Raw genomic sequence first — 25,199 nt, forward strand, 5'->3', positions numbered from 1 at the left:
ACCGGCCCGAAATCCTCGACGCAGCGACCTTGGGTCGTTAGCGATAACGCCACCCGCCGCGGGGGGACGGGAGGAGGCATCAATCCATTGCTGACAACTCCCCGGGGCGTTGCTAGGCTTTCTACCGGAAAACAGCTCCGGAAGAGAGCCGATCCGCACCAAATGCCCGGAAAAACGGGCAATTGTCCAATGGAGGAGACACCATGAAAAAGATCCTGCTTGCCACCGCGGCCCTTGCCGCAATGGCATCCGCCGCGTCGGCCGAACGCTATGTCATGATCACCCACACCCAGGGCACCGACCCGTTCTGGCCGGTGGTCGAGAAAGGCGCAAAGGACGCCGCCGCCGCCGTCGGCGCGACGCTGGAATACAACTTCGACCCCTCGGGCGACATGTCGGCGATGGCCAAGCTGATCGAGGCCGCCGCCGCGACCGACCCGGACGGCATCATCGTCTCGCTGCCCGACGCCGATGCGCTTGGTGGCGCGATCCGCGATGCCGTCGATGCGGGCATCCCCGTCATCACCATCAACTCGGGGCTTGAGAACTCCAAGGACGTGGGCGCGCTGATGCACGTCGGCCAGCCGGAATACGACGCCGGCAAGGCCGCCGGTGAGCGCGCCAAGGAAGAAGGCGTGACCAACGGTCTCTGCCTCAACCAGGAGGCCTACAACACCGCACTGGTGGACCGCTGCACCGGCTATTTCGATGCCTTCGGGCAGGAGCTGAACCAGATCGACGTGTCGAACGACGTCACCCAGATCAAGACCCGCACCGCCGCCGCCCTGCAGGCGGATGAGAGCATCGACGGCCTGCTGGCGGTTGGCCCCCACGTCTGCGAAGCCGCCTGGGAAGCGGTCGAGGAAGTGGGTGCCGACGTGCACCTGTCCTGCTTTGACCTCTCCCCCGGCGTGATGGACCTGATCGAGGCGGGCCACGTCTCCTTCACCATCGACCAGCAGCAGCGCCTGCAAGGCTACATGCCGGTCATCGTCCTGCACCTCTACAATACCAACGCAGGGATGCTGCCGGGTGCCAACGTGACCTCCGGCCCGGGCTTCGTGGATGCCTCGAACGCCGCCGACGTGAAATCGCAGGCGGGCGTGAACCGCTGATCGCGGGCACATTCGGAAACATCGCGGGGACAGGCGGCAACACCTGTCCCCTTTTTCGATACATCCTTACAGAATGGGGGGTCTCATGTCTGACCGCAGCGAAGCGGACCGACTGACGCAGGAATCCACCTTGATGCGCCTTGTGCGCCGTCCCGAGGCCGGGGCCTTCATCGTCATGCTCGTCGTCGTGACCGCGATCACCTTTGCCTCGGACTTCAAGGCGTTCAACGCGTTGGGGCTGAAGAACAACATCGCCATCATCTCGCAGTTCGGCATCATCGCCACCGGCGCCGCCATGCTGATGATCGCCGGGGAATTCGATCTGTCCATCGGCTCGATGATCGGCTTTGCCGGCATGTCGATGGCCATGATGCTGAAATGGGGGCTGCCCTTCGGCATGGGAGAGGCGACGCCGCTGACCGCCTTCATCCTGACCATGTGCATGACGCTGTTCATCGGCTGGATGATCGGTACCATCGTCGTACGATCCGGCCTGTCCAGCTTCATCGTGACACTGGCCTTCCTGTTCTTCCTGCGCGGCCTGACAGAGGTCTGCTTCCGCCTCATCAACCAGTCCACCCAGATCTCGGGCCTGCCCGATTTCAAGGAGGAAAGCTGGGTCGCCTGGATCCTGGGCGGCGAGGTCTTCGGCTGGTTCTACGATCTGTGGTTCCAGCTGGGTGGCAACATCAACCGCCGCGGAGAGCAATGGGTCGACGGGTTCGACGCCCGCTTCCTGTGGTGGATCGTGATCGCCTTCTGCGCCTGGTTCGTGCTGTCGCGCACCCAGATGGGCAACTGGATCTACGCCACAGGCGACAACAAGGACAGCGCGCGGGCCAACGGCGTGCCGGTGAACAAGGTCAAGATCAGCCTGTTCATGTTCACCGCCTTCTGCGCCACCATGTTCGCCGCCTGCCAGGTCTATGACACCAACACCGCCGATGCGGCCAAGGGCAACCTGATGGAACTCAACGCCATCGCCATCGCCGTCGTGGGCGGCACGCTGATGACCGGCGGTTTCGGCTCGGTGATCGGGGTGGCCTTCGGCGCCGTGACCTTCGGACTGGTGGCCAACGCGGTCTTCTACATTCCCTGGCTCGACGGGTCGTTCTACCGGGTCTTCGTAGGCCTTGTCCTGCTGGCGGCGGTCTTTGCCAACGAACGTATCCGCAAACGCATCACGGGGGGGATCTGACCCATGACCGAACCCTATCTCCGCGTCGAAAACGTCGTGAAGAAATTCGGCCCCTTCATGGCCCTGAACGGCGTCAACCTCGAGGTCTACCCGGGCGAGGTCCACGCCCTCCTGGGGGACAACGGGGCCGGCAAATCCACCCTCATCAAGACGCTGGCGGGCGTGCACCAACCCACCTCTGGCCAGCTCTACATCGAGGGCAAACCCGTCAACTTCCGCTCGCCCCGCGATGCCTCGGATGCCGGGATCGGCACGGTCTACCAGGACCTGGCCGTGAACCAGCTGATGAGCGTCACGCGCAACTTCTTCATGGGGCGCGAGCTGAAAGGCCCGCTGGGCACCCTGCGCATGGCGGAAATGGACAAGATCGCCCATGACGAGATGCTGAAAATCGGCATCGACTTCAGCGATCCGACCCAGGCGGTGGGCACCATGTCCGGCGGTCAGCGCCAGACGCTGGCCATCGCGCGCGCCATCTACTTTGGCGCCAAGGTGCTGATCCTCGACGAACCGACCAGCGCCCTGGGGCAAAAGCAGCAGATGGAGGTCCTGAAGACGATCAAGCGCGTACGCAAGCGCGGCGACATCGCCATCATCTTCATCACCCACAACGAGATCCACTCTCAGCTGGTGGCCGACCGCTATACCTTCCTTGCGCTGGGGCAGGTGATCGGCGCGGGCAAGGCCGGAGAGCTCAGCCATGACGAGATCCGCCGCCTGATGGCCGGCGGGGCCGAGATGAAGGACCTCGAAGGCGAACTGGCGGCGATCTGACGCCACCCCTGCAGGGACCCGCCGGCCCAACGGCGGGTCCCTACCATCCAGCGCAAGACGCCGTTGCAAAGTCAATCATACAGCCATACGATGAAACACTCTCTGATTTCATCCGCTAAAGGCAAGTGATGACAAGGCTGATCCCGCTGGGGCACGACCTCTGGACAGTCGACGGCCCGCCGATCCGGGGCGCCGCAGGTTTCGATTTCCCAACCCGCATGTGCGTCGCCCGCCTGCCCGACGGCGGTCTGTGGGTGCATTCGCCCATCGCGCCCGATCCCGCCCTGGCCCGCGACCTGGCCAGCCTGGGGCCGGTGAGGCACCTGGTGGCGCCCAATGACCTGCATCACAGCTTTCTGGCGCGCTGGGCCTCGGCCTACCCGGCGGCACAGGTTCATGCGGCGCCGGGCGTGCAGGCGAAATCCCCCGGCGTGGCGGTCGATCACCCGCTGGACGAGGTGCCCCCGCCGGACTGGGCCGACACGCTGGACCAGCTTGTCTTTGCCGGCAACCGGATCACCACGGAGGTGGTATTCTTTCATCGCCCCAGCGGCACCGCGATCTTTACCGACCTGTTGCAGCAACTGCCCGAGGGGATGAACCGCGGCTGGCGGGCGACGGTGGCACGCATCGACCTGATGACCGCGTCCGCGCCCACGGTGCCGCGCAAGTTCCGCATCGCCTTTACCAATCGCCGCGCCCTGCGCCACTCGCTAAAGCGGTTGCGCGCCTGGCCGGTGCGCCAGATGGTCATGGCGCATGGGCCTGTGGTCACGCAAAACGCGGAGCGGCTGCTGGCGCGGGCCTTCGACTGGGCCCGTTGAGCGCAACGCACGCCGTGCTCATCTTTCGTCAACCTGCCCGCCGCATCCTCTGCCCCGCTAGCACTGAAAACCGGATCACGACCCCGCTCGGGGGCCTTTTGATCTGCGCGGAACAAGGGGGCGACGCCCCGAGAGGACCGGGACTGACACCCCGGTTCGGCACGATCCGTCCGGCGGCCGCCGTTTTCAGCCTTTCATGACAGGGTTGCCCCTCCCCGCCCGGCCACTGCGCCGACGGCGGGCAAAGGCGCGGCCCCTGGCCGCCTAGGTATAGCCCGAGGGGACCAGCCGGGTCAGGTGGGCGAGATTCTTCAGCCCGATCTTCAGATGTGCCAGTGGGCGGGCGCCGACCAGCTTCTTGTTCATGTAGGCCTCGAAGGTCAGGCTTTGGACGTCGACGTCATGACAGAGCGAGACGAAACGCTCTCGCCGCTCGTCCGAGCGGTAGTAGGCCCGCTGCATCGACCCCAGCACCCGGAACACCGTCTTGTGCTCGCGCATGAAAAGGCGCCGCGCCAGCCGCAGGTCGCGCACACGACCGCTGGCCAGACAGGCGGCGGCGGCGGTGGCGGCCACACGGCCGCCAACCATCGCGTAATAGATCCCCTCGCCCGAACTGGGGGCAACCACGCCGGCGGCATCGCCCGCCAGCACCACGTCGCACCCGTTGTCCCAGCGCGCCAGCGGCTGCAAGGGGATCGGCGCGCCCTCGCGGCGCAGGGTGCGGCAGGCGCTCAACCCCGAGGCGGCGCGCAGGTCGGCGGTGGCCTGTTTCAGGTCCACCCCCTGCACCATCGACCCCATGCCGACGCTGGCAGAGGCCCCGTGCGGAAAGACCCAGCCGTAGAAATCCGGAGAGATCCGCCCGTCATAGACCACATCGCAGCGGCGCGGATCGTATTGCCCGGAGGCCGCGGGGGCGTCGATGATCTCATGGTAGGCCATGACATAGGGGATGCGGTCGCCGCCCGGCACCTCGGCCCGGGCCACCAGCGAGCGCGCGCCGTCGGCGCCGATCACCAGCCGGGCGCCCAGGCGGCGCTCTTCGCCGCTGACCTTGTCGCGGTAGACGACCTGCGGGCCCGCCGCGTCGCGGGTGATCCGGCGAAAGGTCCCCGAGAACAGCCGCGCCCCGGCCCGGCGGGCACGGGCGCGCAGGAAGGCGTCGAAATGCTCGCGGTCGACCATGCCGACAAAGCCGTTCTCGATCGGGATATCCACCCGCCGTCCGGTGGGAGAGATCATCCGCGCGGTGGTGATCCTGGCCACAAGCTGGTCGTCGGGGATGTCGAAATCCGCGATCAGCCGCGGCGGGATGGCACCGCCGCAGGGCTTGATCCGCCCGGCCCTGTCCAGCAGTGCAACCCGGTGGCCCGAGCGGGCCAGGTCTTCGGCGGCGGTGGCCCCGGCGGGGCCGCCGCCCACCACGATGACATCGAACATGATCTATTCCCCCGGCGTGATCCGGACCGCCAGGTGGCGACGGTCCGGGATGACCCGCAGCGCCATCAGCGCGGCAAGGATGAAAAGCCCGGCCTCGGCCAGGAAAACGAGCCCGAAGGCAGAGGCGTCGGGCACCAGAATCAGGCGCAGCAGGTCGACCGCCGCCGCCCCTGTCAGACCGCCAAAGCCCGCCGCAATGGCCTGTGCCGCGCCCCAGAGGCCCATGCGCGTGCCCTCGCGCGCGCCGCGACCCTGTCCCGCCAGCGCCATCATCGACCCGATGGCCGCCACCGCGAACATGCCGTTGAACAGGCCCAGCGCGACCACGGCCGGCATCAGCGCCGCCGCGCTGCCGGTGGCGCCGGTCAGGGTGATCGCCGCCAGGCTGGCCGCCGACCCCAGACAGCCCGCCACGACCCAGGCACAAAGGCTGCCGATGCGCAGCCCCGTCGCCGCCACGCCCACCGCCAGCATCCCCAGGAAGACGCCGCCGTTCTGTGCGCCGCTCAAGGTGGTGGACTGGCCGGGCGTAAAGCCGAAAACGAGGCCCGCGTAGGGTTCGAGGATCAGTTCCTGCATGAAATAGGCGATCATCGAGAGAAAGACGAAAACCGTGAAGGCGCGGGCGTCCGCTTCGGCCCAGACCTCGCGCAGGCCCTCGATCAGCGAGGGCGGCGCGGCCTGAGGCGCGGGCGGGGCCAGGTGGCGTTCAATCCCCCAGGTGGCCAGAACCGTCAGCACCAGCGCGCCCAGCGTGACGCCCGCCACGATGCGCAGCAGCAGCGCCGGGCTGTAGGGATCCAGCAGCGCGCCGATGCCGCCCGCCGTCAGCGCGATGCCCGCGATCATCATCAGCCAGGTGATGGTGGCGGCGGCAGCGCGGCGGCGCGGTTCCGTCGCCGTGGCCAGCAGTGCCAGCAGCGAGGTGCCCGAGGCCCCCACCCCCAACCCGATCAGCGCGTATGACAGGATCGACAGGATCAGCGCGGCGGCAAAGGCGGTGTCGAACAGGGCCACGCCCAGCGCCGCCCCGACGGCGCCCAGACCCAGGACCGCCATGCCGCCGATGATGAACCGCGTACGGCGCCCGCCGATGTCGGACAGGAAGCCCCAGTTCGGGCGGGTGATCTGGATGCCGTAGTGCAGCGCCACCAGAAGCCCCGGCAGGACCGCGGGCAAGGCCAGTTCCACCACCATCAGCCGGTTCAGAACCGAGGTCGTCAGAACGACGATGGCACCCAGGCACATCTGCACCAGTCCCAGCCGGACAATCGACAGCCAGCCCAGCGTCATGCCCCTGCCCCCAGGCTCCGCAAGGCGAAGGCGGCGACCATCATGCCGCTGACATACATCAGCACGCCGGTGCCATTGTACCACGGCGCGCGGCCCTCGGGATCACGCAGGAGGACGGTCATCGCCCAAACCTGGCCCGCCAACAGCGCCGCGATGACCAGTGCCAGCACCGGCGCGCCCCAGAGCGTCAGCAGCGCGATCACCACCACCTGCGGCAGCGCCATGACACCACAGGCCACGCGCGCGGCGCGCTCTGGCCCCAGAGTGACGGGCAAGGAGTTCACCCCCATCTGGCGGTCCCCCTTCAGCGCCTTGAAATCGTTGAGCGTCATGATCCCGTGCGCGCCCGTTGCATAGAGCGCCGCAATGGCGATCACCTGTGCCGAGGGCGCCCCGGCGGACAGGACGGCGGCGCCGGTGAACCAGGGCAGCCCCTCGTAGCAGAGCGCCACCAGCCCCGGCCCCCAGACGCCGGAGCGTTTCAGCCGCACGGGTTCGGCGGAATAGGCCCAGGCCGCCAGCACGCCAAAGACCGTCGCGCCAAAGCCCCAGGGCCCCAGGAATGACCCGATCCAGAGCGCCAGCAGTGTCATCGCCAGCGCGATCCACAGCCCCCAGCGACCCGGGATGCGCCCCGAGGGGATCGGCCTGTCGGGTTCGTTGATGGCGTCGACATGGCGGTCGCACCAGTCGTTCGCGGCCTGGCTCATGCCGCAGACCACCGGGCCGGCCAGCACCATGCCCAGGATCACCTGCCCCGGCGCCGCGCTGACGGCGACACCGCAGGAGACCGCGCCGCAGAGATAGGCCCAGATCGGTGGAAACCAGGTGATCGGCTTGACCAGGGTCAGCACCGCCCGCGGGTGCGGGGTGCGGCGCGCAACATGTAAACCTGACGATACATCCATACCGTCAAGTAAACTACACACATCGAGTCGGAGAAAGGGTTTTCTTTGACCGAACCCCTGCCGGCCTAGCCCGACCGGCCCGCCTGGTCGCCCGAACCGGCGTCCGAGGGTTCGCCGTTCAGCATGTCGTACTTGCGCAGCTTGACGTAAAGGCTTTGCCGCGACAGGCCCAGCATCTCGGCGGCGGCGACGCGGTTGTTCTTGGTCAGTTGCAGCGCGGTGTCGATGCACATGCGTTCGATCACGTCCGACGTGGCCGAAACCAACTCCTTGAGCGAGGCGGTGCCGACAAGGTCCATGACGTTCTTGAGCGCCTCTTCGCTGACCGCCGCCCCGGCGGCCCCGTCGACCGCCAGATCGCCGCCCGAGACATCGCGCAGTATCAACCCGATGCCCTGGTCACGCCCGCCCTTGCGCAGTTGCGCCGTCGAGATGTCGACGGTGGTGCGGGTGCCCACGACGCTGCGGAACTGCGCCATGAAGCTGCGGATGCGTCCCTCGCGCTGGGTGCTGTCCATCAGCAGGCGGCTGTTCACCCCGCCGCGCACCAGGAAATCGGAAAAGGGCCGGTCCTTGACGTCACGCAGTTGCGCCGCGTCGGCCATGACAAGGAAGGCCTCGTTGGCCTCGCGGATCATGCCGTTGGCGTCCAGCAGAACGATGGCATCGCTGGTGGCGTCAAAGAGGGTCGACAGCGCCTGCCCCACCTCGGTTCCGCCGCTGGCTTCCTCGCGGGTCGCGGCAAGCCGACAGAGCAGGCCCAGCTCTCCGGCGGCGCGGAAGAACTCGGGGAACAGGACCACGGGCTTGTCGTTGCGGCGCGCCACCAGGTCGATGCCGGGGCGGTCGTCCTGCCCCCCCGCCGCCTGCAGCGCCTCCATCAGCTCGGACCGGCGGCGGCCCTCGAAGGCCTGGTTCAGCGCGCTGCCGGGCAGCGTGTCGGGCTTGGCCCCCAGCAGGGCGGCGGCGGCGCGGTTGGCGTCACGGATGCGCCCGGTGTCCGGGTCGACCAGGATCAGCGGGGTCTCGGCCGCCTCCAGCACCACGCGGAAAAACGTCTCGGCGCTGCGGATGCGCAGCTTGTCCCGCTCGCGGGCCAGTTGCTCGTTGACCAGACGCTGCTGGACCTCGGCCACCGGCTGCATGTCGCGCCCGATCAGCAACAGCGTCTCTCCCCCGTTGACCGGCAGGGGCACGTAGCGCACCGGGAATTCCCAGTCGGCATTGTCGTAGTGATTGAGTTCAAGCGGGCCGCCGAAATGCTGCGGGCTTTCGGCCAGGCTCTCGCGGCGGGCGGCGTATTTGACCTTGCTTTCGACGTTCAGAAAAGTGTCGAACTTGCGCCCCACCCAGTGATCCAGGCACCCGAAGGCCGGGCATTCGGGACTGACAAAGATGCCGATGACCGTGTCCCGGGCGTCGACGTGCACGGCGATGTCGGAGGTGTGCTCGATGATCTGGCTGACCGAAGACGCGTCCGGCAAGATGCCGACGTGCTCGAACTCCGATGACGCATCCTGCCGTGTCAATGTGCATCCTCACTTGTCTTACATGCGTCAGCTCCTAACGCAGTAGCTACGCAAGCGAGTCGACGGTCAGCGACTTGGCCACAGAGGCAAGTCCGCATCCCTCTATTGCCTCACGCGCCGACCGGACCGCAAGGTCAGCCCCGGTCAGAACCTCGACACCGTCGGAATCAGCAACATATTTGCCGCCAACGACAATCGGAGGGCACCGATCAAGGCTGGACTTCAGATTCTTTATGATTTCCTGAACGTTTTCAACAGATTTGTAGGTCGCCATCGAGATCCCGAGCATCGAGAACCGGCCTTCTTCGACGACGCGCAGCAGTTCGGCGTTCGAAAGACGGATCGCCATGCGCACCCAGAGACCGTGCCGGCGGAACTGGTCGGCGGCAACGAAGGCGCCCAGGGTGTGGTCCTCGACCGCCGGGAGAATCATCAGGATCGACTGTCCCAGCGGCACGGTACGGTCCAGCCAGGTGCCCCTGGGCAGGTCGGTGCGGTTCTGGAACAGGGCCTGCAGCCGTGCCGCGCCGATCGTGACCTGGACGAACGTGGCCTTGTCCTGCACCCAGAGCTCTCCGATCCGTCGCGCCACGGCGGGCACGTAATCGCCCAGCACCTCGTCCGAGGTCACGCCAGTTGCGATCAGGGACGAGAGGACCGCCTGGTGGCTGGTCTCGGACGCGGACATGATCTCTTCGCAGAGACGGTCGATCCAGTCATCCTTGGTTTGCGGAGACCGAATTCTGCGTTTGTCTGCAACGGATTTGAGCGCCGCCTCGACGAGGAACCGTATCGCCGTGTCCCGGTCGTCGGACTGGTCGCGCCCACTCATGCTGTGCTCCATGCGACCATCCCCCCTCCTGGATGGTGGCACCGGCGGCTTTCGCCATAAACGAGTCGCCAGCGCATCTTATGAGTGTGCGGGCGGCACAGGCAGCTGTCAATTTTTATTGACATCGAGTTTCCCTCACGGTCATCAAGCAGATGAAAACACCGAACATTATCTGAGATAGTGCGTTTTTTCACAGGACAAGACCTGCTCTGCAGCTTCTGGCGGCCGCCCACCAGTGTCCAAAAATTCTGCCAACATCGGTGTAAGTTTTAATTGACACTTTGCGAGTCCGGACCCTAGCATCGGGGGTGATTTCTCCGCTGGGGAGGGCGAAGATGCTGCGACAGATCCAAGAGGACGCCGGCCGCGAGACGCTCTACACGCAGGCGCAGAAGCAACGCCGCGACGAGAGCGCCTGGACCCTTGTTCAGGGCATCCTGGCGCCGCTGCAGTTCCTGGCCTTTCTGATCTCGCTGGCACTGGTGCTGCGCTACATGGCGACGGGCGCGGGTTTTGAGGCGGCGACCGTCTCGATCCTGGTCAAGACCGGGTTCCTGTACCTGATCATGGTCACCGGGGCGATCTGGGAAAAGGTCGTCTTTGGCCAGTACCTCTTTGCGCCTGCCTTCTTCTGGGAAGACGTCTTCAGCATGGTCGTGATTGCCCTGCACAGTGCCTATGTCTGGGCGCTGCTGGCGGGCAGCCTGACACCGGGCGGGCTGATGCTGCTGGCGCTGGCGGCCTACGCCGCCTATGTCGTCAACGCCGCGCAATTCCTGCTGAAACTGCGGGCCGCACGGCTGCAGGCGGCGGTGCCCGCATGACCGACCCCGCCCCCGCAACAGGATGCCGTGACGTCCCCGTGCTGGCCGAACGCGGCCAGCACGAGGTGTTTTGCGGACTGACCGGCATCATCTGGCTGCATCGCAAGATCCAGGATGCGTTTTTCCTGGTGGTCGGCAGCCGGACCTGCGCCCACCTGCTGCAAAGCGCCGCCGGGGTGATGATCTTTGCCGAGCCGCGTTTCGGCACCGCGATTCTCGAAGAGACGGACCTCGCCGGACTGGCCGACGCACAGGAGGAACTGGAACGCGAGGTCGACCGCCTGCTGTCAAGGCGTCCTGACATCCGCCAGCTGTTCCTGGTGGGCAGTTGTCCGTCCGAGGTCATCAAGCTGGACCTGTCGCGCGCCGCCGAACGACTGTCGGCGCGACATGCCCCCAAGGTGCGGGTGCTGAATTACTCGGGCTCTGGGATCGAGACGACATTCACCGAAGGCGAAGACGCCTGCCTGGCCGCGATGGTCCCGGCCCTGCCGGACACCGACCGGCGGCAGCTTATCCTCGTGGGCGCCCTGCCCGACGTGGTCGAGGACCAGGCGCTGGACCTTCTGAGCAAGCTGGGGATCGAGGACGTCGCCGTTCTGCCCGCGCGCCATGCCGACAGCGGCCTGGCCATCGGGCCGAACACCGTCTTTGCCCTCACACAGCCGTTCCTGGGGGGCACGCTTGCCGCCCTTGAACGGCGCGGGGCGCGGCACATTCCCGCGCCGTTCCCGTTTGGCGAGGAGGGCACCACCGCGTGGCTGACCGCCGTGGCGCGGGAATTCGGCGTTGATCAGGCGCATTTCGATGCCGTGACCGCCGCGCCCCGTGCCCGCGCCGCCCGCGCCGTGGCCCAGGCCGCCGAGGGCCTGCGCGACCGGTCGGTGTTCTTCTTCCCCGACAGTCAGCTGGAAATCCCGCTGGCGCGTTTCCTGACCCGCGAATGCGGGATGCGGGCCATAGAGGTCGGCGCCCCCTACATCCACCGCGCCGTCGTCGGGCCGGAACTGGATCTGCTGGATCGCGGCCCGCAACTGGCAGAAGGCCAGGACGTCGAACGCCAGCTGGACCGCTGCCGGGACGCCCGCCCGGACCTGACGGTCTGCGGTCTTGGCCTTGCCAACCCGCTGGAAGCCGAGGGTCTGGCCACCAAGTGGGCCATCGAGCTGGTGTTTACCCCGGTACATTTCTACGAACAGGCGGGCGACCTGGCCGGGCTCTTCTCGCGCCCCCTGCGCCGCCGCGCGGCCCTGCGGCTGGAGGCGGCGGAATGAAGCTGTCGGTCTGGACATACGAAGGCCCGCCGCATGTGGGCGCCCTGCGGGTGGCGACGGCGATGAAGGGGCTGCACTACGTGCTGCACGCGCCGCAGGGCGACACCTATGCCGACCTGCTGTTCACCATGATCGAACGGCGCAACCACCGTCCGCCGGTGACCTACACCACCTTCCAGGCGCGCGACCTGGGCGCCGACACGGCTCAGCTGTTCAAGACCGCCTGCCTGGCCGCCCATGACAGGTTCCGGCCACAGGCGATGATCGTCGGCGCCTCCTGCACCGCGGAACTGATCCAGGACGATCCCGGCGGCATGGCCGAGACGATGGGCCTGCCGGTGCCGGTGATCCCGCTGGACCTGCCCAGCTACCAGCGCAAGGAGAATTTCGGCGCCGATGAGACCCTGTTCCAGCTTGTCCGCGCCCTCGCCCGCCCGATGGACAGGTCGGCCCATGTCACCTGCAACCTGATCGGCCCGACGGCACTGGGGTTCCGGCACCGCGACGACATCACCGAACTGACCGCCCTTCTGGGCGACATGGGGATCGGCGTGAACGTCTGCGCCCCCTATGGCGCCACGCCGCAGGACCTGACCCGGTTGGGCGCGGCGCATTTCAACGTGTTGATGTACCCCGAGACCGGAGAGGCCGCCTGCCGCTGGATGGAGCGTGAGCTGGGCCAGCCCTATACCCGCACCGTGCCCATCGGGGTCGGCGCCACCCGCGATTTCCTGGGCGAGGTCGCGGCCCTGACGGGCCGGTCGCTGGCGCTGGACGAAAGCCGCCTGCGCCTGCCCTGGTATTCCGCCAGCGTCGACAGCACCTACCTGACGGGCAAGCGCGTCTTCATCTTTGGTGACGGCACCCACGTGGCCAGCGCCGCCCGCATCGCCCGCGACGAGATGGGGTTCGAAGTGGCAGGACTGGGCTGCTACAACCGCGAACAGGCCCGGATGATCCGCGCCCTGGCACGCGACTATGGCGTCGAGGCGCTGATCACCGAGGATTACCTCGAGGTCGAGGCCCGCATCGCCGAGCTGGCCCCCGAGATGATCCTGGGCACCCAGATGGAACGCCACATCGGCAAGCGCCTGGGCATTCCCTGCGCGGTCATCAGCGCGCCGGTCCACGTCCAGGACTTTCCCGCCCGCTACTCGCCCCAGATGGGGATCGAGGGCGCCAACGTGATCTTCGACACCTGGGTGCATCCGCTGGTCATGGGGCTGGAGGAACACCTGCTGACCATGTTCCGCGAGGATTTCGAGTTTCACGACGATGCCGGGGCCAGCCACCACGGCGGCGCCGCCACGCCGCGCGTTGCCGATCCCGCCCCCGCCCCCGCCGAGGCGCCTGACACCGGCGGCGAGGTCATCTGGCTGGACGAGGCGGAACGCGAGCTGCGCAAGGTTCCCTTTTTCGTGCGCGGCAAGGCGCGCCGCAACACCGAGACCTATGCCAGCGAACGCGGGCTGACCCGGATCGGGCTGGACACGCTTTATGACGCAAAGGCCCATTATGCGCGATGACGGGTTCATAGGCGGCCCCGGCGCCCCGGACGGCTACAGCGTCGTGATCCTGACGCTGGACGCTCATGCCGCCGGCCCCTGCGCCCGCGCCGCGGACCGGCTGCGGGGCGAGTTTCCCGGCCTGCGCGTCGCGATCCATGCCGCGGCCGAATGGGGCGAACATCCCGAGGCGCTGGAGGCCGCGCGCCGCGACATCGCCACGGGCGACATCATCGTCACCAGCCTGCTGTTCCTCGACGAGCACATCCGCGCGATCCTGCCCGACCTGCAGGCGCGGCGCGAAAGCTGTGACGCGATGGCGGGGCTGATCTCGGACGCGCGCATCGTCAAGCTGACCCGCATGGGCGGGCTGGACATGGCCGCCCCGGACAGCGGCGTGTCGAAGCTGATGAAAAAACTGCGCGGCGGCGGCAAATCCGGCGTGCAGGACGGCGCCCGCAAGATGCGGATACTGCGCCGCCTGCCCCGCATCCTGCGGCTGATCCCGGGCCGCGCGCAGGACCTGCGGGCCTGGTTCCTGTCCATGCAATACTGGCTGGGCGCGTCCGACGACAATGTCGAGGCGCTGATCCGTTTCCTGATCTCGCGCTATTGCCGCCACGCGGACTGGCGCGGGGCCGAAGCCCCGGCACCGCAGGACTATCCCGAGGTGGGCCTGTACCACCCCGACCTGCCCGACCGCATCGCCACCGATCCCGCCGCCCTGCCCGGCCCCGCGGCACCGCGCGCAACCGTCGGCCTGCTGATGATGCGCAGCTATGTCCTGTCGGGCGACACGGCACATTACGACGCGGTGATCCGCGCGCTGGAAGCGCGGGGCCTGCGCGTCCTGCCCGCCTTTGCCGGGGGCCTGGACGGGCGCCCCGCCATCGAGGGCTATTTCCAGCACCAGCACGGCGCCAGGATCGACGCCCTGCTGTCGCTGACGGGGTTCTCGCTGGTGGGCGGGCCGGCCTACAACGACAACGCTGCCGCCACCGCGCTGTTGCAGGCGCTGGACGTGCCCTATGTCGCCGCGCATCCGCTGGAGTTCCAGACACTGGGCGAATGGGCCGCCTCGGCGCAGGGGCTGGGCCCGATCGAGACCACCATGCTGATCGCCCTGCCCGAGCTGGACGGCGCGACCAACCCGACGATCTTTGCCGGGCGCCACGGGCCGTCGGGCTGCGACGGTTGTGCGCGGGCCTGCCAGGCGGCCTCGACCGTCAAGGCGCTGGCCCCCTGTCACGACCGGATCGAGGCGCTGGCCGCCCGGGTCGACCGGTTGGCGGCGCTGCGCCGTTCACGGGTGGCCGAACGGCGGGTCGGCATCGTCCTGTTCGGCTTTCCGCCCAATGCGGGCGCCGCCGGGACAGCCGCTTACCTGGACGTGTTCCAGTCGCTTTTCAACACGCTGCACGCGATGGCGGACCGCGGCTATGACCTGACCCCGCCCGACAGTGTCGAGGCGCTGCGCGAGGCGGTGCTGGGCGGCAACGCCCGCCAGTACGGGCAAGAGGCCCACGTGGCCGACCACGTCGGCGCCGAACGGATCGTGACCGACACCCCCTGGCTGGACGAGATCGAGGCGCAGTGGGGTCCCGCCCCCGGGAAGGTCCAGAGCGACGGGCGCGGGGTGTTCATCCTGGGCGCCACCTTCGGCAAGGTCTTTGTCGGGCTGCAACCCGCCTTCGGTTACGAGGGCGACCCGATGCGCCTGCTCTTCGAGCGCGGCTTTGCCCCGACCCATGCCTTTGCACAGTTCTACCTCTGGCTGCGGGACCAGTTCCGCGCCGACGTGCTGCTGCATTTCGGGATGCATGGCGCGCTGGAATTCATGCCCGGCAAGCAGGCTGGCCCCGGCCCCGCCTGCTGGCCCGACCGCCTGATCGGCGACATGCCGAACGTCTATCTCTATGCCGCCAACAACCCTTCAGAGGCAACGCTGGCCAAGCGGCGCAGCGGCGCGGTGACGGTCTCTCACCTGACGCCGCCGCTGGCGGCGGCGGGGCTCTACAAGGGGCTGGCCGAGCTGAAGGACAGCCTGACCCGCTGGCGCGGCGCCGCCCCCAGCGATCCCGCTCGCCACGAGATCGCCGCGCTGATCGCCGACCAGGCAGAGGCGCTGGACATGGCCGACACCGACCCCGAGGCGCTGTGGCTGCGCCTGCTGGAAACCGAAGAGGCGCTGATCCCCGAGGGGTTGCATGTGGTCGGCCGCGCCATGTCGCCCGAGGCGTGCAACAGCTACCTGGACCTGCTGCCGCCCGAGGCCGACCGCGAGGAGATCGCGGCGCAACTGGGGCGTGAAACGGAACTGCCCGCGCTGATGCGGGCGCTGGAAGGACGCTTTACGCCGCCGGTGCCGGGCGGCGACCTGATCCGTTCGCCCGAGATCCTGCCCACCGGGCGCAACATCCATGCCTTCGATCCCTTCCGGATGCCCAGCGCGCTGGCCTGCCGCGACGGCGCGGCGCAGGCAGACCTGCTGCTGGACACGCACAAGACCCTGCCGCGCAGCATCGCCGTGGTGCTCTGGGGGTCCGACAACATCAAGTCCGACGGGGCGCCCATCGGGCAAGCCCTGGCACTGATGGGCGCGCGGCCCCGGTTCGACGGCTTCGGGCGGCTCTGCGGCGCCGAACTGATCCCGCTGGAGGACCTGGGCCGCCCCCGCATCGACGTCATCATGACCCTGTCGGGCATCTTCCGCGACCTGCTGCCCCTGCAGACCCGGATGCTGGCCGAGGCGGCACTGAAGGCGGCAGAGGCCGACGAGCCCGCCGACCGCAATTTCATCCGCGCCCATGCGCTGGCCTGCATCGAGGAAACCGGCTGCGACATGGCCCAGGCGGCGCTGCGGGTCTTTTCCAACGCCGAGGGCGCCTACGGGTCGAACGTCAACCAGATGGTGGATTCCTCGGCCTTTGGCGACGAGGACGAACTGGCCGACGCCTACGAGGCGCGCAAGAGTTTCGGCTATGGCACCGATGGCAAGGCACAGGCCCGCCCGGCGCTGTTGCAACGGGCGCTGGCCCGCGTCGACCTGGCCTATCAGAACCTCGAATCCGTCGAGCTGGGCGTGACCACGGTGGACCATTATTTCGACACGCTGGGCGGGATTTCCCGCGCGGTGAAACGCGCGCGGGGTGGTCAGGGCGCCGCCGTCTACATCTCGGACACGACGCGGGGCGCAGGCAAGGTCCGCAGCCTGGCCGACCAGGTGGCGCTGGAAACCCGCGCCCGCTCGCTGAACCCCAAGTTCCACGAGGCGCTGCTGAAACATGGCGCCGAGGGCGTCCGCCAGATCGAGAGCCACGTCACCAACACGCTGGGCTGGTCGGCCACCACCGGGGCGGTCGAACCCTGGGTCTATCAGCGGATTTCCGAGACCTTCGTGCTGGACGAGGAGATGCGCAACCGGCTGGCGGCGCTGAATCCGGCGGCCTCGTCCCGGATGGCGAACCGGCTGCTGGAGGCGCACGACCGCGCCTATTGGCAGACCAGCGCCGAAACCCTGGCGGCGCTGCGCGAGGCGGCAGATTCGCTGGAGGACCGGATGGAAGGGGTGGCCGCGGAATGACCGGGCGTTGCGCATCCGGCACGGTCGGACCGGGGCTCTGCCCCGGACCCCGAGGTATTTGCGGCCCAAAGAAACAAGGGGCGTTGCGCCCCGTTTGGAGGACTTCATGAGCCCGAGAGACGACATCCCGCAATTGCGGCGCGGTCAGGACGGCGAAGGCTCGGTGCAGGTGCACCAGGACGCCGACGCCAGGATCGAGGGGGCCAAGGTCTTTTCCGTCTACGGCAAGGGCGGCATCGGCAAGTCGACGACCTCGTCCAACCTCTCGGCGGCCTTTGCCAAGATGGGCAAGCGGGTGCTGCAGATCGGCTGCGACCCCAAGCATGACAGCACCTTTACCCTGACGGGCCGGTTGCAGCCCACGGTGATCGACATCCTCAAGGAGGTGGATTTCCACGCCGAGGAGCTGCGCCCCGAGGACTTCGTGACCGAGGGCTGGGGCGGCGTGCATTGCGTCGAGGCGGGCGGCCCGCCCGCCGGGACCGGCTGCGGCGGCTACGTCGTGGGCCAGACGGTGAAGCTGTTGAAACAGCACCACCTGCTGGAAGACACGGACGTGGTGATCTTTGACGTCCTGGGCGACGTGGTCTGCGGCGGCTTTGCCGCGCCCCTGCAGCACGCCGACCGGGCGGTGATCGTGACCGCCAATGATTTCGACAGCATCTACGCGATGAACCGGATCATCGCCGCGGTGCAGGCCAAGTCGGCCAACTACAAGGTGCGGCTGGCGGGCTGTATCGCCAACCGGTCGAAGGCGACCGACGAGGTGGATCGCTACTGTGCGAGGGTCGGCTTCGACCGCATCGCGCATATGCCCGACGTGGACGCCATTCGCCGCTCGCGGCTGAAGAAGAAGACGCTGTTCGAGATGGACGACGAAGACGACATCATCGCCTGCCGGGCGGAATACCTGCGGCTGGCCGAGACGCTCTGGCGCGGGACCGAACCGCTGGCGCCGGCGCCGATGGAAGACCGCGACATCTTTGAAATGCTGGGGTTCGACTGAATGAGCTACGAGGCCACCAGATCCCGGGTCGAGACCTATTTCGACACCACCGCCACCCGCACATGGGAGCGGTTGACCAGCGATGCGCCGGTCAGCCGCATCCGCGAGACCGTGCGGCGCGGACGGGATGCGATGCGGGCACAGATCCTGTCGCGCCTGCCTGGGGACCTGCGCGGGGCGCGGGTGCTGGACGCGGGCTGTGGCACCGGACAGATGACCGCCGAACTGGCGGCGCGCGGGGCCGAGGTGGTGGCCGTCGACATTTCCCCGGCGCTGGTCGGGATCGCGCGGGACCGCCTGCCCATCGACCTGCGCGGGCAGGTGCATTTCACCAGCGGCGACATGCTGGACCCGACGCTGGGCCGGTTCGACCATGTGACCGCGATGGACAGCCTGATCTACTACGCCGAAAGCGACATCGCGCAGGCTCTGCAGGGGCTGGCCCGCCGCACCGAGGGTCGCCTGGTTTTTACCGTGGCGCCGCGCACGCCCCTGTTGATGGCGATGTGGCGCATGGGACAGCTGTTCCCGCGCGCCGACCGGTCGCCGGTGATGGTGCCGCATGTCCCGGCCCGCCTGTCGCGCGCGCTGGGGCGCGCCGGGGCGCCCGGGCGGCTGGCGGTGCTGGAGCGGGTTTCGGTCGGCTTCTACATCAGCCAGGCGATGGAGCTGGCCTCATGATCCTGCGCCCCGCCCATCTCAAGGCCCTGACGGCGCGGCTGTTGCCCTTTGCGGATGCCGCCAGCCCCGGCCTGCCGATGGGCCAGCTCTTGCGGTTGTCGCTGTTCCAGGTCTCGGTCGGCATGGCGACGGTGATGCTGCTGGGTACGCTGAACCGGGTGATGATCGTCGAGCTGTCTGTGGCGGCCACGGTGGTCGCGGCGATGATCGCCCTGCCGGTGCTGATCGCGCCGTTCCGGGCGCTGCTGGGGTTCCGGTCGGACACCTACCGCAGCGCGATCGGCTGGAAGCGCATTCCCTACCTCTGGTTCGGCTCGCTTTGGCAGATGGGCGGGCTGGCGGTCATGCCCTTTGCGCTGCTGGTTCTGTCCGGCGACGCGGTGCACCAGCTGCCTTTTGCCGGAGAGGTGCTGGCGGCGCTGGCCTTCCTGATGACGGGCCTGGGCCTGCACATGACCCAGACCGCCGGGCTGGCCCTGGCCACGGACCGCGCCGATGCGGAGACGCGCCCGCGCGTGGTTGCCTTGCTTTACGTGATGTTCCTCTTGGGCATGGGGGTTTCGGCGGTGGTGATTGGCTGGCTGTTGCGGGACTTCAGCCCCCTGACGCTGGTGCGCGTGGTGCAGGGCGCGGCGGTCGTCGGCATCCTGCTCAATCTGGTCGCGCTGTGGAAACAGGAACACATGCGCCCCATGTCTCGCGCCGAGCGCGAAGCGCCCCGCCCGCGCTTTGCCGAGGCCTGGGCCGACCTACTGGCCGGCGGAGAGGCCGGGCGGCTGCTGGCGGTGGTCTTCCTGGGCACGCTGGCCTTCAACATGCAGGACGTGCTGCTGGAACCCTACGGCGGCGAGATCCTGGGCCTGAGCGTGTCAACCACGACGCTGTTGACCGCCATCTGGGCGGCGGGCGCGCTGGCGGGCTTTGCCCTGGCGGGCCGGGCCCTGGCGCGCGGGCGGGACGCCATGCGCATGGCGGGCACCGGCATGCTGACCGGGATCGCGGGTTTCTGCGCGGTGATCTTTGCCGCGCCGATGCAGGCGCCCGGACTGTTCTTTGCCGGGGCCGGGCTGATCGGCCTGGGCGGCGGGCTTTTTGCAGTTTCGACCCTTTTGGCGGCGATGCGGATGCCGGCCACCGGCCGGGCCGGGCACGGCCTTGCCCTGGGCGCCTGGGGGGCCGCACAGGCCACCGGGGCCGGGCTGGCCATCGCCCTGGGCGGAGGCCTGCGCGACTGGATCGGGGCACTGGCCAGCGCCGGCGGCCTGGGCACCGCGCTGCAATCCCCAGCCACCGGCTATGCCTTTGTCTACCACCTGGAAATCGGGCTGCTTTTCGTGACCCTTGCGGCCCTTGGCCCGCTGGTGCGCCTGCGCAGGCGGCCCCCAACCGAGACCCGCATCGGACTTGCGGATTTCCCCACCTGAGACCCCGAGGCGAGAGCACGGACACCCTGGAAAGGACAGACCAATGGCAGACCCCTTCTTCGGAAACTTCGACCTGGCGAGCCTGGCGCTCTGGCTGTTTCTCGTCTTCTTCGCCCTGCTGATCTACTACATCCAGCGCGAGAACATGCGCGAGGGCTATCCGCTGGAAAACGACGACGGCGACCCGGCGCCCAACCAGGGCATGTTCCCGGTTCCCGACGACAAGACCTTTTCGCTGCCCCACGGGCGCGGCACCGTCACCGTGCCGTCGGGCCAGAACAGGGAACGGGCCGACCTGGCGCTGGCACGCACCGCCGCCTCGGACGGGTTCCCCTTTGAGCCGACCGGCGACCCGATGGCCGATGGTGTCGGCCCCGCCTCCTGGGCGGCACGGCGCGACGTGCCGGAACTGGACGGCCACGGCCACCCCAAGATCGTGCCGATGAATGCCACCGGCACCTTTCACGTCGCCGCCGGGCGCGACCCGCGCGGGCTGCCCGTGGTGGCCGGGGACGGCGCCGTCGTCGGCAAGATTTCCGACATGTGGGTGGACGCGCCGGAACAGCTGGTCCGCTACCTGGAGGTGACGCTGGACGACGAGGCGGGCAAGCGGCTGATCCCGATGACGATGGCCCGCATCCGCAAGGACGGCGTTCGCGTGCGCTCGATCTTTGGCGCGCAGTTCGCGGGCGTGCCGCAACATGCCTCACCCCGGCAGGTGACGCTGCTGGAAGAGGAAAAGATCTGCGCCTGGTACGGCGGCGGCACGCTTTACGCCAGCGCCGCGCGGCAGGCCCCGCAACTGGGCTGAGACCGGGAAAGGAAGAGCGCCATGAACCATGACGATTTCGCCTTCGAGCCGGTCCGCGGCCTGCCCGAACGCCCACCGGAGGGAGAGCAGATCCTCTGGCAGGGGCACCCGGACTGGTGGGCGCTGACGGTGGAGGCGCTGAACCTGAAATGGGTGGCGCTCTACTTTGCCGGGCTGGCGGCCTGGCGCTTTGTCACCCTGGTCGACCAGGGCAGCGCGGGTCAGGCCTTTGCCGCCTCGTCCCCCTTCCTGATCCTGGGCGCGATCGTCTGCGTGCTGCTGATGATCGTGGGCTTTGTCCAGGCCCGGGCCACGGTCTACACGATCACCAATCGCCGGGTCGCGATGCGCATCGGCGCCGCGCTGACCGTGACGCTGAACCTGCCCTACAGCCAGATCCGCAGCGCCGACCTGTCGCTGCGCCGCCGGGGCACCGGGACCGTCGCGCTGGACCTGCTGCCCGGGGACGTGCGCCTGTCCTACCTGGTGTGCTGGCCGCATGTGCGCCCCTGGGTGCTGCGCCGCACGCAGCCGGCGCTGCGCTGCATCCCCGAGGCCGAAAACGTCGCGCGCCTGCTAGCTGACCAGGCCGAGGCCGAGATCGCGACGCCCCGCGTGGCCCGTGGCACCCCTGCCCGCCCCGCGACCCTGGCCGCAGAGTAGAGGTTTCGCAATGTCCCGCACCGCAATGCCGCCCCGCCTGAGACGCCCCGCCGACGACAAGGAGCTTGTCCCGCGCGTCATGGTGCGGCTGGTGGGCCTGCTGATGCTGACGGTGCTGGCACTGGTGACCGCCGCCCGCCTGACCGGCCGCCCGCTGGAGGCCCTGCCGCCCGGCGGCGCCGTGACCCTCAGCCGCGAGATCGTGCTGTCCGGCGACATGGCCGGTGCCGCCCGGGTCCACACGCCCGAGGGTGTGCTGATTGCCGATCTTTCGCCCGAAGAGGGTGGATTCATCTCCGGTGTCTACCGGGTCCTGCTGCACGAGCGTGGCAAACATGGTGTCGCGCCTGACGCCCCCGTCACGCTCGTGCAACGCGATACCGGCAGGCTCGAGCTGCACGACAGCAGCACCGGGTGGCGCGCCGACCTGATGGGGTTCGGCGCAGACAATGCCAGGGCCTTCGGGCGTTTGCTGGCGCAATGAGGGAAGGAGGCCAATAAATGGGATGGCTGACACATGAACTGGAAAGGGCGCCCTGCACGGTAGAGATCTCGCACAGGTTCGAGAGCCTGCACGCGCATGTGCGTTTCGACAACGGCACCACCGTCTACCCCGGCGACAGCGTCCGGGTCCACGGACCCGAGATCATGGCGCCCTACGGCGAAGTGATCCGCGAGGCGCGCGAGGCGACGATCGTCCGCGCCTCCGGGCTGGAACGGCTCTGGACCCGGCTGACCGGCGATTTCGAGGTCATGGAGCTCTGCGAATTCTCCTTCTCCGAGGAGGTCACGCTATGAACGTCCAGAACATGCACAGCGCCGACGCCACCACCGCCGAGGAAGGCCTGGCGATCCAGGCGGAACAGGCGAAATTCGACAGCAAGGCCGCCACCGAGACGGCGATGCAGAACACCCTGCTGACGCCGCGCTTTTACACCACCGATTTCGACGAGCTGGACGCCATCGACGTCAGCCCGGTGCGCGACGACTGGGACCGGCTGATCGCGCAGATGGTCAGCGACCCGAACAAGGGCCATTTCAAGAAGAACGAGGACTGGGACCGGATCGACTGGGACGGGATGGAGCCGCAGTTGCGCAAGGAATTCATCGACTTCCTGATCTCCTCCTGCACTGCCGAATTCTCGGGCTGCGTGCTGTACAAGGAGATGAAGCGGCGCGGCACCAACAAGGACGTGACCCAGCTTTTCCAGCTGATGGCGCGGGACGAGGCGCGGCACGCGGGCTTTATCAACGACGCCCTGCGCGAGGCAGGCGTGGCGGTGAACCTGGGCTTCCTGACGCAGAAGAAGAAATACACCTATTTCCGGCCCAAGTTCATCTACTACGCCACCTACCTGTCGGAAAAGATCGGCTACGCGCGGTACATCACCATCTATCGCCACCTCGAGGCGCACCCCGAGCACCGCTTTCATCCGATCTTCAAGTGGTTCCAGGAATGGTGCAACGACGAGTTCAGCCACGGCGAAGCCTTTGCCCTGCTGATGAAGACCGATCCGAAACTGACCTCGGGCGTCAACGTGCTGTGGATCAAGTTCTTTCTCACGGCGGTCTTTGCCACGATGTATGTCCGCGACCATCAGCGACCCGCCTTTCACAAGGCGCTTGGCGTCGATCCGGACTGGTACGGGCAAGAGGTCTTTGCCAAGACCAGCGCCCTGTCGAAACAGATCTTTCCGATCACGCTGGACATCGACAGCCCGCGCTGGTCGGCCGGGCTGAAGCGGCTGCAAAAGGCCAATGCCGATCTTGACCGCGCCCGCAAACAGGGCGGCGTGACAGGGCTGGCACGGCGGATCTCGGCGCAGGTGCGGGCGGTGACGGCCTTTGCCGGGCTCTATTTCATCCCGGCGAAAAAGCACCGCCTGCCGGCCAGCACCCGGCTGGAGCCGGCCTATTGAGCGACCGGGCGCATATCCCCCGGCGCCCCCGTGCAGACAGCGCCTTTCGGGTGTGCCCGTCATGACGGGCGCGCCCTGGATCGCTGCGCTGGCCGCGCTGTTTCTCTGGTGGTTTTCCACCGGGGCGATCCTGGTCGTCGTGCGCATGGCGGACCGGCGCGGGGCGCGCGCGCGGCGGGCGGTCACGCTGGCGGGCCTGCCCCTGCTGGCACTGGGCGCCTGGGGCATTCACGTCACCCAGGCGCTGGCAGGCCCCGGCGGCGCCTACTGGGCCTTCCTGTCGGCGCTGGCGGTCTGGGGTTGGATCGAGCTGTCCTTCATGACCGGCGCGATCACCGGCCCCAATCCCTATGCCTGCCCCCGTGGCCTGCCGGAATGGGAACGCTTCATCCGCGCCTGGGGCACCATCGCTTACCACGAGATGCTGCTGGCCGCCGTGATGATCGCGATCTGGCTGCACGGCCATGACGCCGCGAACAGCGTTGCGCCCTGGACCTTCACCATCCTCTATTTCGCGCGCATCTCGGCCAAGCTGAACCTCTATTTCGGCGTGCCCCGGATCAACACCGAGTTCATCCCCGAGGCGCTGTCGCACCTGGCCAGCCATTTCCGCGTGCAGCGGCTCAACTGGTTGTTCCCGGTGTCGGTCACGGCGCTGAGCCTGGCCACCGCCTGCTGGCTGGAACGGCTGGTGGCGGCGCCAACGCCGGGGGAGGCCACGGGGTTCGCCCTGCTGGCGGCCCTGACCGCGCTGGCGCTGCTGGAACACTGGCTGATGGTGCTGCCCCTGCCCGATGCGAAACTCTGGCGCTGGATGCTGCCCGCGCCCCGCCCTGCCACGACGACACGACACCCGGAGGAACCTCATGGAATTTGACGCTCTGTTCACCGCCCAGCTCGACGCGCTCAAACAAGAGGGCAACTACCGGATCTTCGCGGAACTCGAACGCCGCTGCGGGGCCTTTCCCGCCGCGCGCAGCCATGACCCCGACACGCCGGACGAGGTGACCGTCTGGTGTTCGAACGACTACCTCGGGATGGGCCAGCACCCTGACGTGCGTGCGCGGATGAAGGAGGTGGTGGACCAGTGCGGCACCGGGGCGGGCGGCACGCGCAACATATCCGGCACCAATGCGCATCACGTCGCGCTGGAGGCGGAACTCGCCGACCTGCACGGCAAGGAGGCGGCGCTGCTCTTCACCTCGGGCTATGTCTCGAACTGGGCCGCGCTTTCGACCCTGGGCAGCCGTTTGGCGGATGCCGTCATCCTCTCGGACGCGGCCAATCACGCCAGCATGATCGAGGGCATCCGCCATTCCCGCGCCCGCAAGGTGATCTGGAAACACAACGACCCCGAGGACCTGGACCGCAAGCTGGCGGCGCTGCCCGCCAACGCGCCCAAGATCGTCGCCTTCGAATCCGTCTACTCGATGGATGGCGACATCTGCCCGATGGCCGAGATCGTCGAGGTGGCGGAACGCCACGGCGCCATGTCCTATCTCGACGAGGTGCACGCCGTGGGGCTTTACGGTCCGCGCGGCGGCGGCATCGCCGAGGCCCGCGGCCTGGCCGACAGGATCACCCTGATCGAGG

The 25,199-nt window shown here is 68.0% G+C and carries 23 protein-coding genes; 18 read left to right on the plus strand and 5 right to left on the minus strand.

Annotated features, from left to right (window positions below):
- Window positions 1-203: 203 nt before the first annotated feature.
- The 4 genes from BLQ71_RS09460 (at window position 204) to BLQ71_RS09475 (ending at window position 3,911) form a co-directional block, all read left to right on the plus strand.
- Window positions 204-1,115, plus strand: coding sequence for a sugar ABC transporter substrate-binding protein (locus BLQ71_RS09460; protein ID WP_043143957.1), 912 nt, complete (start codon window positions 204-206; stop codon window positions 1,113-1,115).
- Between the two features lie 85 nt (window positions 1,116-1,200).
- Window positions 1,201-2,313 (plus strand): ABC transporter permease, encoded by a 1,113-nt coding sequence (locus BLQ71_RS09465; RefSeq protein WP_043143955.1) that lies wholly within the window; start codon window positions 1,201-1,203, stop codon window positions 2,311-2,313.
- A gap of 3 nt (window positions 2,314-2,316) precedes the next feature.
- Window positions 2,317-3,087 carry an ATP-binding cassette domain-containing protein gene (locus BLQ71_RS09470; protein WP_043143954.1) on the plus strand — a complete coding sequence of 257 codons (771 nt, stop codon included), beginning with the start codon at window positions 2,317-2,319 and terminating at the stop codon, window positions 3,085-3,087.
- Between the two features lie 128 nt (window positions 3,088-3,215).
- Window positions 3,216-3,911, plus strand: coding sequence for a DUF4336 domain-containing protein (locus BLQ71_RS09475; RefSeq protein ID WP_069210022.1), 696 nt, complete (start codon window positions 3,216-3,218; stop codon window positions 3,909-3,911).
- A gap of 264 nt (window positions 3,912-4,175) precedes the next feature.
- Here the strand turns inward: BLQ71_RS09475 and BLQ71_RS09480 are convergent, their stop codons facing one another.
- The 5 genes from BLQ71_RS09480 to BLQ71_RS09500 all read right to left on the minus strand — a co-directional run bounded on the left by BLQ71_RS09480 (window position 4,176) and on the right by BLQ71_RS09500 (window position 9,916).
- Window positions 4,176-5,354 (minus strand): geranylgeranyl diphosphate reductase, encoded by a 1,179-nt coding sequence (locus tag BLQ71_RS09480; RefSeq protein WP_175459231.1) that lies wholly within the window; start codon window positions 5,352-5,354, stop codon window positions 4,176-4,178.
- Window positions 5,355-5,357: 3 nt separating this feature from the next.
- On the minus strand, window positions 5,358-6,647 hold the full coding sequence (locus BLQ71_RS09485; protein ID WP_074621516.1) for a BCD family MFS transporter: 1,290 nt from the start codon (window positions 6,645-6,647) through the stop codon (window positions 5,358-5,360).
- On the minus strand, window positions 6,644-7,555 hold the full coding sequence (gene chlG, locus BLQ71_RS09490; protein ID WP_074621517.1) for a chlorophyll synthase ChlG: 912 nt from the start codon (window positions 7,553-7,555) through the stop codon (window positions 6,644-6,646). The genes BLQ71_RS09485 and chlG overlap by 4 nt, the downstream gene beginning before the upstream one ends.
- 65 nt (window positions 7,556-7,620) lie before the next feature.
- Window positions 7,621-9,084 (minus strand): transcriptional regulator PpsR, encoded by a 1,464-nt coding sequence (gene ppsR, locus BLQ71_RS09495; protein ID WP_229754839.1) that lies wholly within the window; start codon window positions 9,082-9,084, stop codon window positions 7,621-7,623.
- 46 nt (window positions 9,085-9,130) lie between these two features.
- Window positions 9,131-9,916 (minus strand): cobalamin B12-binding domain-containing protein, encoded by a 786-nt coding sequence (locus BLQ71_RS09500; protein WP_229754840.1) that lies wholly within the window; start codon window positions 9,914-9,916, stop codon window positions 9,131-9,133.
- A 335-nt stretch (window positions 9,917-10,251) separates the two neighbouring features.
- Here BLQ71_RS09500 and bchF point away from each other — a divergent pair, with 335 nt between their 5' ends.
- The 14 genes from bchF to hemA all read left to right on the plus strand — a co-directional run.
- Window positions 10,252-10,740, plus strand: coding sequence for a 2-vinyl bacteriochlorophyllide hydratase (gene bchF, locus BLQ71_RS09505; protein WP_074621518.1), 489 nt, complete (start codon window positions 10,252-10,254; stop codon window positions 10,738-10,740).
- On the plus strand, window positions 10,737-12,014 hold the full coding sequence (locus BLQ71_RS09510) for a ferredoxin:protochlorophyllide reductase (ATP-dependent) subunit N (RefSeq protein ID WP_074621519.1): 1,278 nt from the start codon (window positions 10,737-10,739) through the stop codon (window positions 12,012-12,014). Before bchF ends, BLQ71_RS09510 begins: the two co-directional genes overlap by 4 nt.
- Window positions 12,011-13,540: a ferredoxin:protochlorophyllide reductase (ATP-dependent) subunit B gene (gene bchB / locus BLQ71_RS09515; RefSeq protein WP_074621520.1), complete on the plus strand. Its 1,530-nt coding sequence runs from the start codon at window positions 12,011-12,013 to the stop codon at window positions 13,538-13,540. Before BLQ71_RS09510 ends, bchB begins: the two co-directional genes overlap by 4 nt.
- Window positions 13,530-17,102: a magnesium chelatase subunit H gene (locus BLQ71_RS09520; RefSeq protein WP_074621521.1), complete on the plus strand. Its 3,573-nt coding sequence runs from the start codon at window positions 13,530-13,532 to the stop codon at window positions 17,100-17,102. The genes bchB and BLQ71_RS09520 overlap by 11 nt, the downstream gene beginning before the upstream one ends.
- 106 nt (window positions 17,103-17,208) lie before the next feature.
- On the plus strand, window positions 17,209-18,108 hold the full coding sequence (bchL, locus tag BLQ71_RS09525; protein WP_043143940.1) for a ferredoxin:protochlorophyllide reductase (ATP-dependent) iron-sulfur ATP-binding protein: 900 nt from the start codon (window positions 17,209-17,211) through the stop codon (window positions 18,106-18,108).
- Window positions 18,109-18,789, plus strand: coding sequence for a magnesium protoporphyrin IX methyltransferase (gene bchM, locus BLQ71_RS09530; protein WP_074621522.1), 681 nt, complete (start codon window positions 18,109-18,111; stop codon window positions 18,787-18,789).
- Window positions 18,786-20,213 carry a PucC family protein gene (locus BLQ71_RS09535; protein ID WP_074621523.1) on the plus strand — a complete coding sequence of 476 codons (1,428 nt, stop codon included), beginning with the start codon at window positions 18,786-18,788 and terminating at the stop codon, window positions 20,211-20,213. Before bchM ends, BLQ71_RS09535 begins: the two co-directional genes overlap by 4 nt.
- Window positions 20,214-20,256: 43 nt before the next feature.
- Entirely contained in the window at window positions 20,257-21,024 is a 768-nt protein-coding gene (gene puhA / locus BLQ71_RS09540; protein ID WP_074621524.1) for a photosynthetic reaction center subunit H, read from the plus strand.
- A gap of 21 nt (window positions 21,025-21,045) precedes the next feature.
- Window positions 21,046-21,687 carry a photosynthetic complex putative assembly protein PuhB gene (puhB, locus tag BLQ71_RS09545; protein ID WP_074621525.1) on the plus strand — a complete coding sequence of 214 codons (642 nt, stop codon included), beginning with the start codon at window positions 21,046-21,048 and terminating at the stop codon, window positions 21,685-21,687.
- 10 nt (window positions 21,688-21,697) lie between these two features.
- Window positions 21,698-22,171, plus strand: a complete 474-nt coding sequence (gene puhC / locus BLQ71_RS09550) for a photosynthetic complex assembly protein PuhC (protein ID WP_074621526.1) — start codon at window positions 21,698-21,700, stop codon at window positions 22,169-22,171.
- A 17-nt stretch (window positions 22,172-22,188) separates the two neighbouring features.
- The gene (locus BLQ71_RS09555; RefSeq protein WP_043143925.1) at window positions 22,189-22,485 is read left to right on the plus strand and encodes an O2-dependent cyclase accessory protein; all 297 of its coding nucleotides are present in this window, start codon (window positions 22,189-22,191) and stop codon (window positions 22,483-22,485) included.
- Window positions 22,482-23,606, plus strand: a complete 1,125-nt coding sequence (acsF, locus tag BLQ71_RS09560) for a magnesium-protoporphyrin IX monomethyl ester (oxidative) cyclase (RefSeq protein ID WP_074621527.1) — start codon at window positions 22,482-22,484, stop codon at window positions 23,604-23,606. The genes BLQ71_RS09555 and acsF overlap by 4 nt, the downstream gene beginning before the upstream one ends.
- 61 nt (window positions 23,607-23,667) lie before the next feature.
- The gene (gene puhE / locus BLQ71_RS09565) at window positions 23,668-24,483 is read left to right on the plus strand and encodes a putative photosynthetic complex assembly protein PuhE (RefSeq protein ID WP_074621528.1); all 816 of its coding nucleotides are present in this window, start codon (window positions 23,668-23,670) and stop codon (window positions 24,481-24,483) included.
- Window positions 24,473-25,199, plus strand: a 727-nt coding sequence (hemA, locus tag BLQ71_RS09570) for a 5-aminolevulinate synthase (RefSeq protein ID WP_074621529.1), incomplete at its 3' end; no start/stop codon positions are given. The genes puhE and hemA, both read left to right, overlap by 11 nt.

The sequence above is a fragment of the Antarctobacter albus genome (genome assembly GCF_900101505.1).
GTDB classification, from domain to species: Bacteria; Pseudomonadota; Alphaproteobacteria; order Rhodobacterales; family Rhodobacteraceae; genus Antarctobacter; species Antarctobacter albus.